Genomic DNA, 14992 nt, shown 5'->3' with positions numbered 1-14992 from the left:
TACCATATCCCTATGTAAACAGAGTTAAATATATTTTGGAAATAATAGAAAAGGTTGAGAGAGAAAATCTTGGAATATGTTTTGATTCAGGGCACAGCAATATTTCTACAGAATCAGTTTATGAAGAACTTGAGAGTATAGGTACTAAACTTTTTACAACACATTTTCATGATAATTTAGGCAATAAGGATAAAATAAATATTGATGACGAAAACATTTCAAAATATGATTTACATTTGGTCCCAGGGCTTGGGATAATTAACTGGATAAAGATAAATAAAATACTTGATAAAATTGATTACAGATATCCTGTTGTATTTGAAGGAATTAAGGGCATAGAAAGGGAAGAAGATTTGTTTGAAATAACAGTTAAATTATGGAGGAGTTTTGAAAAATTAAGTATGGAGGTAAAAGATGATTAAAAAGTATTTTATTTTAAGTTTAATTTTTTTGTTTGTTTTAAGTTTTAAGGTTAAATGTCAGGAAATGGAGGTAATATTTTCAGATGATTTTTCAGGAGAAAAAATATCAGATAAGTGGAAACTTGATTCACAACATTCATGGGAAATAAAAGATGGAGTTTTACAGACAACAAAATATGGAGGAGCAGCAACAATAAAAGATGAATTACCTGAGGATATAATAGTTGAAGCAAAAGTTAAAATGATAGAACCAAATCCTGAACTTTCTGGTGGTTTTGGAGGACTGGCAGTTTCAGGAATAAATTTTGTGTTGAGAAAAGAAGGTTTCTGGTGGCCCTATAAAAGACCAGGAGATGAAAGATATTCAGGCGGACAAAAAGAAGGAAATATAATTTTGGATAAGTGGTATCAGTTTAAGATAATAAGAAAAACAGGTGGAATATTTGAGTGGTATGTTGATGGAGAGAAAGTTTGTGAAATAATCGACCCTGCTATGAAAGGAAGAGAAGTTGGATTTCATGCATGGAGATATAAAATGGCATATGATGATATAAAAGTTTATAAAATAAGTTCAAAAAAGCAGCCAGGGGGTTTAAATATAATAAAGAACTCTTCTTTTGAAATATTGCAGGACAATTTACCGATATACTGGACTCCAATAGGGTCATTAATTCTAACATATGGAGGGATGGAGAATTTTCTGAAATTGTGGCATATTGATGCAGAAGAAAAATTTCATGGTAAGCAATCATTGAGAATGGAGAAAGGAGGTGTATATTCATTTTATTTTAATGCTGAAAAAAATACTCCTTATGTTTTTTCAGTTTATATGAAGTCTGATAAAGAAGAATTTCCTGTTGACCTTGCAATATGGGAGTGGAACATAGGAAAGTTTCATAAAGCAACAGTAAAAGTTGACAAAGAATGGAAAAGGTATATATGTAAAGCAGAAACAAATCAGACAGGAATGTTAAGGGTTAAAATAGAACTTAAAAAAGAAGGTATTTTGTGGGTTGATGCAGCTAAACTTGAAAAGGGCATAGAACCAACAGAATATTCTTTGTCTCCATTTGATATAGAAGAAAAAGGAAAAAAGAAAGAAGTAAAGATAGAGGAGTATATTATAAAAAAAGTAGAAAAAGCACCTGTAATTGATGGAGAATTGAATGATGAAGCATGGCAGAAAGGTTTGAAAATAGAAGAGTTTTTAATATCAAGAGAAAGTGGAGAAAGGGTAAAACCAAAGGAAAAGACAGAATCATACTTATGTTATGATGATAATGGGTTATACATTGCTTTTAAATGTTATGATAGTCAGATTGAAAAAATAAAAGCAGATATAAAAGAAGATGGCGGTCCTGTATGGAGTGATGATTGTGTTGAGATATTTCTTGATACAAATAATGATAGAAGGACATATTACCACATTGCAATAAATTCTCTCGGTAAAATAAAAGTAGTTGATAAAGAAAATAATCAACCATTTAAAGGAAAGATAGAAAGAGCAACATCAATAAAGAAAGACCAATGGATAGTTGAGGTTTTTATACCTTTTTCTTCATTGACTATCACAAATCTAACAAGTCAATCATGGGGGTTTAATCTTGGAAGAGAAAATCATAAAATAAGCGAATACTCCTGCACTTCACCTACAAAATATTTAAATTTTCACGATGTTGAGAATTACAATCTTCTTGTTTTCCCTGAAAAAGAGGTATTTGAGAAATTCATGGTTTTGAAAAAAGAAAAAAAACTGCATAAAAAGGGGCCATTTATTGTTGATGGAAAGCCATTCTTTGTATTTGCACCACTTGAACAATTCTTTTTTGGATATGGTTGGTTTTATAAAGATGGCTGGGAAAATGAGATAGAAAAAAAGATTAAATTCTGGAAAGATGAAGGATTTAAAAGCATAGTGGTTGTCAGCAAGATATTTCCTTTTGAAACTTCAGAGAAAGGATGGGCGAAATTGTTTGAAATTGCAAATAAGTATGATTTGAAATTAGTTGTCTGGCCAGGATTTAGACCGAAAGAAGGGATTGAGAATAATTTTGAAGAGTTTATAGAAAAATATAAGGACCAGCCATGTATAATTGCATGGTGTGTTGCAGATGAACCAGAAATTCAACAAGATGTAAAACCAGAAGAGATAATAGAAATTGTTAAAAGAACTAAAGAGAAAGATCCCAAGCATCCCGTATTTGTTAATTATACTCCAATTGGTCCAAGTATACAGTATGCAGGTCTCCCTGGAGATATTCTTTCAACTGATTTGTATATTACAGGAGGAACGGGAAGACCAATAAGAGATGTGATTGAACTTGTAAAATTAAAGGATAAACTTGCAAGAGAGAAGAATATGTGGGTCTGGATGTGGCTTGTAGGTAATAATATGTATAACCATTTCAGAGAACCAACAGCAGAAGAACAGGAAGCACAGACATATGGAGCAATTATTTCAGGATGTACTGGTCTTATGTATTTTTATGGAGAGATTTTTGGATACAGAAACTGGATGAAATTAAAACAATTGAATAAAGAGATAGAGATTCTTACTCCTGTAATATTCAGTGAAGAGATAGAAGGGATAGAAAGTAATCATCCAGATATATTGGTGATGGGAAGGAAATTAGTGAAAAAATATTATGTTTTTTCAGTAAGTATAAATAAGGATGGACTGAATGGAAAAATTAGTTTACCGAAAGAAATGAGAAATTATAAAAAAGCAAAAGTTATTTTTGAGGACAGAGAAGTTGAAATAAAAGATGGAATAATTATGGATAAATTTGCTCCTTATCAAAGACATATTTATGAAATTATAAGGTGAAGATTATGAAAGAAAAAATTTATTTGTGGGCACATAAAGAAGGGATGCAGAATAATAGATGGGGTTTACAGAAAGAGTCAAGAATTTCACCCATTGATGCTTGTAGATATCTTGGTATTGAAAACATAATATTTGTAAGAGAATTTGGAAAGCCAGAGCCAAGTGAATACGAAAGGTATGCAGAAAGTTTTAAGGAATTAAAAAAAGTTATATGGAGTGTTGTTGGAGCAGGATGTAGTTATGAAGAAGGAGAGATAGAGAGAATAATTAAGTTGAAGAAAAAATATAAAAATATAGTAGGTGCAATAATGGATGATTTTTTTATAAAGGAAAGTCCACCTTTCACACCTCAACAGATAACAGAAATTAAGGAAAAATTTAATAAAAATGGGATGGAACTATGGACAGTTATTTATCAACATCAACTAAATCTACCTGTAAAAGAATATTTAGAGAAATTTGATTTGATAACTTACTGGATATGGAAGTCAGAAGGAATAAATGAACTTGAAGATTGTTTTAATAAATTCTGTAAAATAGTCCCTAATAAAAGAAAATTACTTGGAATATATATGTGGGATTATGGAAACGGTAAAGAGATGCCATTAGAACTATTTATAAAAGAATGTAAAACTGGTTTAAGATGGTTAAATGAAGGGAAAATTGAGGGAATAATATTTCTTGCAAGTTGTATAGTTGACCTTGGACTTCCTACTGTTGAATGGGTAAAAAAAATTTTAAAAGAGAAATAATTAAATACCTTATAAAAATGGATTATTTTTTTATAGACATAGATGGGACGATAACAAATAATAATCCGGATAAAATTTATCCTGAAGAAAAACTTGTATGGGGTAATGCTATTTTTGGGGTTATAAGAGATGTTATGGTAGATGAAGGATGGCAACCTGACGAAGCAAAAAGAGCAATTGAAAAATATGCAGATAAAATTATATGGTGGGATTATCCTGACTTTATTGCTGAATTTAATTTACCTATAGAAAAAACATGGGAAAGAATTTACCAATGGCATTATGAATACAAAATAGTTTATTGGGATACTGTTGAATTGATAAAAGAATTACATAAAAAAGGGAAGAATCTTTTTATTGTTAGTAATAACCCAATAGTTGGCTGTCTTCTTAATTTAAAAGTAGCAGGTCTTGGAGATATAACTGGTTCAAAATATTTCGAAAGGATTCTCGGAGCCAATATTTTAAGGGGACAGAAACATCAAATAGATTTATGGAAGAAAGCAGTTGCCCAGATAGGAGTAGAAGGGCATAAAATTGTAAATATTGGGGATAACACAAAAGAAGACGGAGATATACCATTAAATGTTGGTTTAAAAAAATGTTTTATTATAAGAAGAGATGAAGAAGAGAAAGAAGAAAACAATAAAATAATTGTAAAAAATCCTCTTTCTATTCTAAAATATATTCAAAAAGGGGAAAAAGATAGTTTATAAAAGTGAAAGGGTTGTATTTGATGGTGAGAAGGTTGTATTGAGAGAAGAAGAAATCAAAGATGTTTGTGATGATGAAATAATAGTAAAGGCAGAGTGGACCCAGATTAGTGTTGGAACAGAAGTCGCATCTATAAAAATGGCTCAAAAAGAAAAAAGAGAAGCATGGCTGGGATATTCATTTGTTGGAATAGTTGTTGAAAAAGGGAAAAATGTGGCAATAAATGAAGGAGACAGGATACTTGCTCTTGCACCGCACGCCTCCTATGTTAAAGTAAAGTGTTCTCCACAATGGATTGTAAAAGTTCCCGAGGGTGTTCCTCCAGATATTGCTACAGTTGGAATACTCGGAAGTGTCGCATTTCATATAGTAGAAAGGGCAGAAATAAAACTTTGTGAAAGTGTGGGAATTTTAGGTCTTGGTATGGTTGGGTCTTTATGTTTACAACTATCAAAAATATCCGGTGCAAGACCTGTAATAGGAATAGATATAAATGATGAGAGATTGAAGATAGCAGAAGAATATGGAGCCGATTATTGTTTTAATCCTGATAAAGTTAATTTAGAGGAAGAGATTTCAAAAATAACAAACGGTGAGATGTTAAATGTGGTTATTGAAGCAGTTACAAAGGCATCAACAATAAATATAGCAAAAAATATTCTTGGGATGTGGGGTAGATTAATTTTAACGTCTTATACAAACGAACTCATTTCTTTTAAGGTCAACGATGATATTATACTTAAAGAACTTAAAATAATAGGAGCACATCAGCCAAAATGTCCTGTAGAAAAAGTCCCTTATTATCCATTTTCTCAGGTTAAAAATAGAATTCTTTCAATGGAGTTTTTAAGGGATGGAATATTAAAGGTTGATAAGTTGATAACGCATAGAATAAAAAAAGATAAAATACCGGAAATTTATTCATTATTGCTTGAAAGTGAAAAAAGACCCACCGGTATTTTAATTGACTGGCGATAAAATTTCTTCTTAATTTTTCCCTCATAAAAAGATTGACCATATATTCAAAATAAAAGTAAAATTATTGATAGCGCCTGTAGCTCAGTTCGGATAGAGCGGTGGACTTCGAATCCAAGGGTCGCCAGTTCAAATCTGGCCAGGCGCGCATAACCGCAAGGTTAGACCTTGCAAAAGGGAGAAAATGATGGAAAAATTTATTGCTTCTTTACTTTCGCTTTTTATTACACTTGACCCTGTTGGAACAATTCCTTTTTATGTAAGTTATACGCACAATTTTACAAAAGAAAGGAAAAACAGAATCCTTTTTATCTCAATTTCTATTTGTTTTGTTGTTGGTGTTTTATTTCTTTATTTTGGTGAGTTTTTATTTAAATTTCTTAAAATTTCATTTAGTGATTTTCTTATAGCAAGTGGTATAATCCTTTTGATTTTTTCAATAACAGAATTTATAGGAGCAAGTCAGTTTAAAGTTGAGGAAGAAGAACTTGCAATAGTTCCGCTTGCCATTCCTTTACTTGCGGGTCCTGCTTTTTTGACAACAATTTTAATTTCAAAAAAATTTTATGGTACAGGAATAACTTTAATCTGTCTTTTCTTAAATACTGTTTTTGCTTACTTTATTCTTTTTTATTCTCAAAATATTTCACACGCAATAGGGAAAACAGGCATAAAAGGACTTATAAAAATTCTATCTCTTTTTCTTGCCGCATTGGGAATAAAATTTATAAGAGAGGGTATTGAACAGATAATAAAATTTTAGAAAGGAGAGGAAATGGAGATACTTAAAGATTTTAAAATTGAAGTAAATAAAGAATATTTGATAGAAAGATTAAAAATTGAAAAAGGGAGTGAAGATGAAAATGAGTTTCTGAAATTGATTGGGAAAGCACTTGAAATAGGAAGACCGAAGGCAGTTTATATTGAAGGATTTATAGATGAAAAACTGGAAGAAGCAGTAATTATAAATGGAGTTAAATTTGAAAGTAAAATTTTAAGGAAAAATCTTGAAAATGTTGAAAAGGTATTTGTTTTTATTGCAACATGTGGAAAAGAACTTGACCGATTAAATTTTAAAGAGGACATTTTGAAAAATTACTGGTGGGATACAATTAAAGAATATTTTTTAGGAATGGCAAGAAGGTATTTATTTGATTATTTGAAAGAAAGGTATTTCTTGAAAGATTTGATAGTTATGAGCCCTGGAGCAAGTGAAAAATATGTCTGGCCAATTGAACAACAGAGAGAACTTTTTTCTCTTTTTGGAGATGTTGAAAATCTTATTGGTGTGAAATTAACAGAGTCGTTTTTGATGGTACCAAATAAGTCAATTTCAGGATTTTTATTTTCATCTGAAAAAGATTACAGAAGTTGTAAAATATGTAGAAGAAAAAACTGTCCAGGAAGAACCGTTGAATTTGATGAAAATTTATGGAAAATATATCAGAAATAGGGGGTTAAAATGAGTGAAAAAAAATATAATGAAAGATTTGACAGGTATATTACAGCGATGAGAAATGAAATGCCAGACAGAATACCAATAAGACCTTTTGTTGCGGAATTTACTGCAAAGTATGCTGGATATACATGTCAGGAAGTAACACATGATTACAGAAAGGCATTTGAAGCAGTTATAAAATGTGGAAGGGACTTTGACTGGGATGCTATGGTTCCTAATATGGTGTATGTCTGGACAGGTTTGACTCAGGCACTCGGTTTAAAATATTATGCAATACCGGGTATAGATATTCCTTCTGATACCGGTTTTCAGTATATAGAACCACCTGAAGAAAATGCATATATGAAACCAGATGAATATGACAGATTGATAGATGACCCGACAGAATTTTTATTTAATGTATGGCTTCCAAGAATTTCTAAAGATATTGGAGAAAATAATTCTTACAGGGGAAAACTTGCTCTTGTTAAAGGTGCTATGGCGATATTTCAGTACTTTAATGACCTTGGAGCACAGGTTAAGAGAATGAAAGAAGAAATTTCTATGCCTTCTGCAATAAGCGGTATTTTAAAAGCACCTCTTGATATAATTGCAGATAAGTTAAGGGGATATATAGGACTTGTTATGGATTTACACACACAACCTGATAAAGTTTTAAAAGCATGTGAAGTTCTTGCTCCACATCTTGCAAAAATAGCAATTATGACTGGTGATCCTGAAAAAAAACTACCGGTTGCTTTCTGGATGCACAGGGGATGTGTTCCTTTCATAAATATGGAGCAGTTTAAGTCAATTTACTGGCCAACTTTAAAACCAATAATAGAAGAACTTTGGAGAAATGGATACCAGACACTTTTTTATGCTGAAGGAAACTGGGATGCACATCTTGATAGTTTTTCTGAACTTCCTGAAAAAAGCATAATTTACCATGTTGATAGAGGTGATATTTTCAAGGTCCACAAAAAAATCGGGAATAAATTCTGTATTAGCGGAGGGATACCAAATGCTTTACTTGCAGTTGGTTCTGAAAAAGAGGTGAGGGATTACTGTAAAAAAATAATTGATAATGTTGCTTCTGAAGGTGGATACATTATGGATGCATCAGCAATAATTCAGAATGACGCAAAAATAGAGAATATAAGAGTTATGACTGATTTCACAAGAGAATATGGAGTTTATTCACAGGGGCACAGTAGAAATTATGAAGAGAAAAAAGAAACTTATGTGCCTGAAAGTAAACTGAAAGAATTGAAGATTAGACCAGGAGTATGTATTCCTTGGGAAGAAAAAATAAAGGAAATAAAGAATATAAAAGGGGATGAAGATTTAATAAAAAAGGTATGGGAAGAAATTGATACTTTTGGTTATATCTTTATATGGCAGATTCTTCTTTCTTTTTGAAAATAGAGTTATTTTTTAGTTTACATTTTCCAATATAAAGGATAAAATATAAAAGAATGGTGAGTGTAGCTCAGCGGATAGAGCACTGGACTGTGGCTCCAGGAGTCGGGGGTTCAAATCCCCTCACTCACCCTAATTTTTTCAAAAACAAAAGGTATTTGGTTAAAAGTCAGTTTCTAATTACACATTTCAATTTTCACTAACCTATCACTCTGCATATTGTTAATAAATTTTTGACTTAATTTGAATCAGTTGTATTATTATTTATTTTGAAAATGAATAAAGAAAGGGAAATAATAAAAGGTTTAAGATGGAGTGTGGCTGCAGGTGCTTTTAATTCAATATTCTGCCTTTTGACTGTTTTTGGTTCTATTTTTCTACTTTTTCTATCAGAACTCAGTATTCCAAAATATAAAATAGGGATTTTACTTTCTTTTCTGCCATTTTTCGGAATTATTGCTCCATTTTTAAGCAGTTATGTTGATTATTTTGGCAGTAAAAGAACTTTTCTTATATGTTTTGGAATCAGGAAATTTGTTATAGTTTCTTTACTTTTACTTCCACTCATTATTGAAAAATATGGGATTAAAACCGGTATAAATTTTGTCACTTTTGTTATTTTGTTATTTGCATTTCTTCGCGCATTTGGAGAAACCGGTTATTATGCATGGACTAAAGAGTTTATTCCTGATGAATTAAGAGGAAAATATACAGCAATTTTTAATATTATATTTAATTTAACAGGAATACTGGCTGTTTCTTTTGGAAGTTATATAGTAGGAAAAGGAGAAGGAATAGAGAAATATCTTTTTTTGATAGGGATTGCTTTTATTTTTGGAATTTTAAGTGTTTATTTTATGAGTTTTGTTCCTTTTGGAGAACCAAAAAGAGAAAAACCTGATATAAATTTAAAAAAAATACTTATACCATTGCAGGATAAAAATTTTCTTTACTTTCTTTTTGCCTGTGGGATTGCTCTTTTTGGAAGTTCTCTTATGAGTTTTGTACCTATATTTCTCAAAGAAAAACTCAATTTTATACCAAGAACTATTATTTTTCTTGATAATGCGTCAATTTTGGGTTCTATATTGATGGGTTTTATATGGGGTTATCTTGGAGATAGATTTGGGGGAAGACCTGTTGTAATTTTGAGTTTATGTCTGTATATACTTGTTCCTTTTTTCTGGTTAGTTTTACCAAGAGATATACCTTCAATTTTTAATTTTGCATTTTTATTATACTTTCTTTCAGGGGGTACTCTTCTCGGTAGGTCTGTTGGTGATTCAAGGTTTTTATATGCAGGAATTCTTACCAATGTAAATGTTATTTATTATACATCAATATATTATGCATGGATTGGCATTTTTCAGGGATTTTCACCTGTTTTTGCAGGTTATATTCTTGAAAAATTTAAAAACTTGGGAATTCTTATTTTTAATAGAACTTTTGATATTTACAACATAATTTTTTTAATAAATTTGTTATGCCAGATTTCAGCAATTATAATATACAGAAAGGTAAAACCTGATAAGGATGTAAAGACAAGGGAATTATTTTTGAAAATGAGAAGAAGATTTTTTGACCTTTATAAATACTGAGAAAATTTATACTTTTGGAAGAGGAATTTGAAAGATTTTATAAGCGATGAAATTAAGATTAAAATATTCTCTGAAAAAGTTTTAGAAAAAATTTATTGAAAGAAAAAGGGGGAAAGATGAAAAAACTTAAAGTCGGGATTTTTGGAATAAAAAGAGGTTCTTCCTTTGCTAATCTTTTTAGTATAAATCCGAATACAGAAGTTGTTGCTATATGTGATTATGATGAATTATTTCTCAGAAATTTCTTAAAGGATAAAGAAGGAATAACCGGTTACAGTGGTTATGATAAATTTCTTGAGCATGACCTTGATATAGTCGTTGTTTGTAATTATTGTACAGAACATGCACCAGCAGCAATAAAAGCATTAGATTCAGGTCGTCATGTTTTATCAGAGGTAATTGCTTGTAAAACTCTGGCAGAAGGGGTTGATTTGTGTCGTGCAGTTGAGAGGTCAAAAAAAGTATATATGTTTGGAGAAAATTACTGTTTTTTTCCTTATATTCAGGAAATGGAAAGATTGTATAAAGAAGGAGTTATTGGAGAGTATCTTTATGGAGAATGTGAATATGTTCATGATTGTAGAGGTATATGGCATATCATAACAGGTGGAAAAGAACACTGGAGAAACTGGCTTCCTTCAACATATTACTGCACTCATTCTCTTGGACCTATAATAAAGATAACAAAAACAAGACCTTTGAAAGTGGTTGGTTTTGTTGTTCCAAATAAACTTTCAAGAGAAGTTGGAAGAATTGGAGATGACTGGGGTTTATTTGTATGTATAATGGATAATTGTGCTTTAACCAGAGTTATTGCATGGTCAACAGGTCCTCATGATTCAATATGGTATAGAGTTCATGGAACAAAAGGAGCAATGGAAAATAATAGATGGAAGGATACAGGAGTTTTAAATCTTCATACAGTAGAATTAACTGAAACCCTTGATATAAAAGAGGAGAAGAGAAGTTATATTCCTGAATTTATAAAGTATAAAGAAGAAGCAAAAAAAGCAGGACATGGTGGAAGTGATTTTTTTGTTGTATGGAGTTTTGTTGATTCAATAATAAAGGATGAACCACCACCCATAGATATTTATACCGCTATGGATATGACCTTGCCTGGAATTCTTGCATATCGTTCTGCCTGTTCCGGGAGTATCCCTCTTGAAGTTCCTGATTTCAGGAAAGAAGAGGAAAGGAAAAAATATGAAAATGATAGATGGTCACCAGACCCAAAAGATAGAAATATCCCAGGTCAACCCTATACTTCAATACTCGGTGAGATTAAAATTCATGATGAAATTTATAGAAAGGTGGATGAAAAAAGAAGAAAATATTTGATGGATATTGAGGAAAAAATTAAAAAATGAAACAGTTAAGAATGGTTTTGCCTAAATCAAAAAATTTTGAAAGAATAGAAATTCCAGATGGATATGAAATAAGAAATTTTGAAAGAGGAGATGAAGAGGAATATATTTCTCTTTTAAGCAATAATGAACTCGGTGAATGGAATCTGGAAAAACTTCAAAAAACAATACTTGATAATACTCTCTCTCCTGAAGGTATTTTTTTCTGTGTCTATAGTAACAAAATAATTGGAACTGCCTGTGGTCTTGATAAGGGATTTTATAATAACAGAAAAATAGCAGAACTTGGATGGGTATGTGTTGATAAAAATCATAGAGGAAAAGGACTTGGTTATTTTTTATGCTTTTATGTAATTCAATTTTTGAGAAAAAGAAAATATGAAATTATATATCTTCTGACAGACCCATTTAGAATTGGTGCAATAAAAACATATTTTAAACTTGGTTTTGTCCCTGTTATTGAATCTGAAGAGGATTTTTCAAGATGGGATGAGGTTTCAAAAAATTTAAATTTAAAAATAGATTATTTTTTAAAAAGTATGGATTTATTTAAATTTGAAAAAATAGGATAAAATAAGAAGAGAAAAGGAGGTTAATTATGAAAATAGAAAATGAAGAATTAAAGGGAATAATTGATTTGTGGGATTTGAAAAAAGAGATAAAAAAGGAAATTTTTAAACTGCTTGATGAAAACCCTGCACTTTCACCTGCACATCTTTTCAGATATTATGTACCGGAAGGAAAAAAAGACAAAGTTGGACAATTTGAAAAAGAGTTTGCAGAAAAATTTGGGAGTAAATATGCTCTGGCTGTTAATTCCGGAACGAGTGCTTTAATTGCTTCTTTGATTGCCTGCGGAATTGGACCTGGTGATGAAGTTATTATACCGGGGTATACATTTTTTGCCACCTGTTCAGCAGTACTTGTAGCAAAAGCAATTCCTGTTATTGCTGAAATAGATGAAACATTAACAATAGACCCTGATGACATAGAAAAGAAAATAACAAAGTATACAAAAGCGATTATGCCTGTTCATATGAGGGGACTTCCTTCAAATATGGAGAAAATTATGAAGATGGCAAAGAAATACAACTTAAAGGTAATAGAGGACTGTGCACAGGCAGATGGTGGAAGTTATAAAGGAAAACATCTTGGAACTTTTGGAGATGCAGGATGTTTTTCATTTGACTTTTATAAGATAATAAATACAGGAGAGGGAGGAATGGTTGTAACAGATGATGAGAAAATCTATATAAGGGCTCAATCATGGCACGATACTGCTGCCTGCTGGAGACCGAATAGATATGCAAGAGAAAGGATACCTGGAGAACTTTTTTATGGAGAAAATTACAGGATGGGTCAGATTAATGCTGCTATTGGTCTGGCTCAATTGAAGAAACTTGATAGTTATTTGAAAAAAATGAGAAAAAATAAGAAAATGCTTATTGAATCTATAGGTGAAGTGAAAAGAGTTAAATATGCTCCAGTAAATGACCCTGAAGGTGAATGTGCTACTAATCTTGTATTTTTAACCGAAAGGGCAGAAGAGGCAAAAAAACTTATGGAAAATTTAAAGAAAGAAAAAGTTCCTGCTGGTGGAATATATGATAAAGATATAAGGGACTGGCATATATACAAATACTGGGAACACATAATTGAAAAGAAAACACCAACAGAAGAAGGATGTCCATTTACATGTTCTTATTATAAAGGGAAATTACCTTCATATTCAGAAGATATGTGTCCGAATACACTTGATATTTTAAGCAGAGTTTTAATCATAGGAATTAGTGAAAACTGGAAATATAAAGATATAAAAGAGATAGCAAAAAAGATTAAAAAATACATAAATTAAAAATGGAGAAAAAAGGTTTTTATATTATATCTTCTTCAATTTTAAAAGTTGGGGAAAGATTTACACTTAAATTTAAAGTTCTGACACTCCATATTTTGTTAACTGAAAATCCTGAAATGGTGAACTTGGCTGGCTAACTCCAGTATGGAAAGGAGGATAAAATGAAAGTCGGTACTGGAAAGGTTGATATTACTCCACCTGTTGGAGTTGAACTTGCTGGATATGGTCCTTTTCTTAAAAGAAAATCAGCAGGTGTACATGATAATCTTTTTTGTAGATTAATTTATCTTGAAAAGGAAAAGGAGAAAGGAATTATTGCTGGTTGTGACTTAATCTGTTTTAAGAATAATCTTGTAAAAAAAATAAGAAGAAAAATAAGCAAAAAATTTGGTATAGAAAAAAATAAAATTTTACTGGCAGGTATTCATACCCATTCAGGTCCAGCGACAGGTGGGCATATTGGGTGGGGAGAAGAAGATGAGGATTATCTTTCAAAACTCCCTGAATTAATTGTTGAGGCAGTGAGAATAAGTAAAGAGAATTTAAAAGAGATAAAAGTTGGAATTGGAAAAATAAAAATAGATGGAGAAAAAATAAGTTATAACAGGGTTAAAGAAGATGTAGGGGTTAATAATGAAATAAAAGTTATGAAATTTGTTGAAAAGGAAACTGAAAAACCGATTGTTCTTCTTGTAAACTATGGTGCTCATGCAGTTGTTCAGGGACCAAATAATACATTAATAAGCAGGGATTGGCCAGGAAAAGCAGTTGATATAATCAGAGAGAAAACACAATTTGAAACAATTTTCTTTCAGGGTGCGTGTGGAGATATAAACAGTAAACCAGCAGTAAGCAAAAATCCTGAAGACGGCTTTAAAGAAATTGAAAGAATTGGGAAATATTTTGCCGAGGTAGTTATTGAAGGAGTTGATAAAATTGAAACAGAAGAGACAAATTTTTTCAGAAATAGAAGTTTTAAAGTTATCCTTCCAAATGTTCCAATATCTAAAAGTGAGTTGAAAAAAGTTATAGAAGAAAATGAAAAAATATTAGAAGAAGAAAAAGATGAAAGAAAAAGAAATATGGCAAAATTTCAGATAGAAGGGGCAAAGGTTCAACTTTCTCTCTATGAAAAAAAAGGGAGCCTTTATCACACAGAAATAGAAATTCAACTAATTGAAATAAACAAGGCACTTTTAATTGCAATACCCGCAGAACTTTTTGTTGAATTCCAGAGAAAGATTGAAAGTGCATTTCCTGAAAAAAATGTTTTTGTAATAACCTATGCAAATGGAAGCATTCCCTACATTCCTTCAAGATATGATTTTCAGGTTAAAGGATATGCTTCAACTTTTGTTCCAAGGATTTTTGGAGTTATGCCATTCAGAGAAGATGTAGGAGATGTTCTTGTTGATAGTATAGTTAAGTTTGTGAGAGAATAAAAAATGAAAAAGTAATTCTATTTGTTGATACTTTAAGGGCTGACCACATTTTTTATTATAAGAGGAATGGATTTTTACATAAATCTAACATTTTATTTCAGAAAATATTGTGAACCTCACTTGAACGCTTACAAACCATACAACAATCCTAAAAAATTTAATAAAAATTTTCAATCATAA

Annotated in this window: 13 protein-coding genes and 2 tRNA genes; all 15 read left to right on the top strand. The window is 31.0% G+C overall.

Features of this window, described 5'->3' with window-relative positions; all coding sequences use genetic code 11:
- The coding region (locus PKV21_04050; protein ID HOM26661.1) for a sugar phosphate isomerase/epimerase at positions 1-422 on the top strand (422 nt) is incomplete at its 5' end.
- Entirely contained in the window at positions 415-3249 is a 2835-nt protein-coding gene (locus PKV21_04045) for a carbohydrate-binding family 9-like protein (GenBank protein HOM26660.1), read from the top strand. The genes PKV21_04050 and PKV21_04045, both read left to right, overlap by 8 nt.
- 5 nt (positions 3250-3254) lie before the next feature.
- A complete protein-coding gene (locus PKV21_04040; GenBank protein HOM26659.1) occupies positions 3255-4001 on the top strand; it encodes a hypothetical protein in 747 nt (248 codons plus the stop codon).
- Positions 3971-4717, top strand: coding sequence for an HAD family hydrolase (locus PKV21_04035; protein ID HOM26658.1), 747 nt, complete (start codon positions 3971-3973; stop codon positions 4715-4717). Before PKV21_04040 ends, PKV21_04035 begins: the two co-directional genes overlap by 31 nt.
- A gap of 37 nt (positions 4718-4754) precedes the next feature.
- Positions 4755-5693, top strand: a complete 939-nt coding sequence (locus tag PKV21_04030; GenBank protein HOM26657.1) for a zinc-binding alcohol dehydrogenase — start codon at positions 4755-4757, stop codon at positions 5691-5693.
- A gap of 70 nt (positions 5694-5763) precedes the next feature.
- A tRNA-Arg gene (locus tag PKV21_04025) sits at positions 5764-5838 on the top strand.
- Positions 5839-5877: 39 nt separating this feature from the next.
- Positions 5878-6453, top strand: coding sequence for a MarC family protein (locus PKV21_04020; protein HOM26656.1), 576 nt, complete (start codon positions 5878-5880; stop codon positions 6451-6453).
- A 12-nt stretch (positions 6454-6465) separates the two neighbouring features.
- Positions 6466-7143 carry a vitamin B12 dependent-methionine synthase activation domain-containing protein gene (locus PKV21_04015; protein ID HOM26655.1) on the top strand — a complete coding sequence of 226 codons (678 nt, stop codon included), beginning with the start codon at positions 6466-6468 and terminating at the stop codon, positions 7141-7143.
- A gap of 9 nt (positions 7144-7152) precedes the next feature.
- Positions 7153-8550 carry a uroporphyrinogen decarboxylase family protein gene (locus tag PKV21_04010; GenBank protein ID HOM26654.1) on the top strand — a complete coding sequence of 466 codons (1398 nt, stop codon included), beginning with the start codon at positions 7153-7155 and terminating at the stop codon, positions 8548-8550.
- 59 nt (positions 8551-8609) lie between these two features.
- Positions 8610-8682: transfer RNA gene (locus PKV21_04005), tRNA-His, on the top strand.
- A gap of 143 nt (positions 8683-8825) precedes the next feature.
- A complete protein-coding gene (locus PKV21_04000) occupies positions 8826-10148 on the top strand; it encodes an MFS transporter (protein ID HOM26653.1) in 1323 nt (440 codons plus the stop codon).
- A gap of 116 nt (positions 10149-10264) precedes the next feature.
- Positions 10265-11518, top strand: a complete 1254-nt coding sequence (locus tag PKV21_03995; protein HOM26652.1) for a Gfo/Idh/MocA family oxidoreductase — start codon at positions 10265-10267, stop codon at positions 11516-11518.
- Complete coding sequence (locus PKV21_03990) at positions 11515-12087, top strand: GNAT family N-acetyltransferase (protein HOM26651.1); 573 nt, start codon at positions 11515-11517, stop codon at positions 12085-12087. Before PKV21_03995 ends, PKV21_03990 begins: the two co-directional genes overlap by 4 nt.
- A gap of 26 nt (positions 12088-12113) precedes the next feature.
- On the top strand, positions 12114-13370 hold the full coding sequence (locus tag PKV21_03985) for a DegT/DnrJ/EryC1/StrS family aminotransferase (GenBank protein ID HOM26650.1): 1257 nt from the start codon (positions 12114-12116) through the stop codon (positions 13368-13370).
- Positions 13371-13531: 161 nt separating this feature from the next.
- The gene (locus PKV21_03980; protein ID HOM26649.1) at positions 13532-14812 is read left to right on the top strand and encodes a neutral/alkaline non-lysosomal ceramidase N-terminal domain-containing protein; all 1281 of its coding nucleotides are present in this window, start codon (positions 13532-13534) and stop codon (positions 14810-14812) included.
- Positions 14813-14992: the final 180 nt, after the last annotated feature.

Source organism: bacterium, from assembly GCA_035371905.1.
Taxonomy (GTDB): domain Bacteria; phylum Ratteibacteria; class UBA8468; order B48-G9; family JAFGKM01; genus JAMWDI01.
The sequence above is the reverse complement of the archived record's forward strand: the minus strand, read 5'-3'. Positions and strand labels throughout refer to the sequence as shown.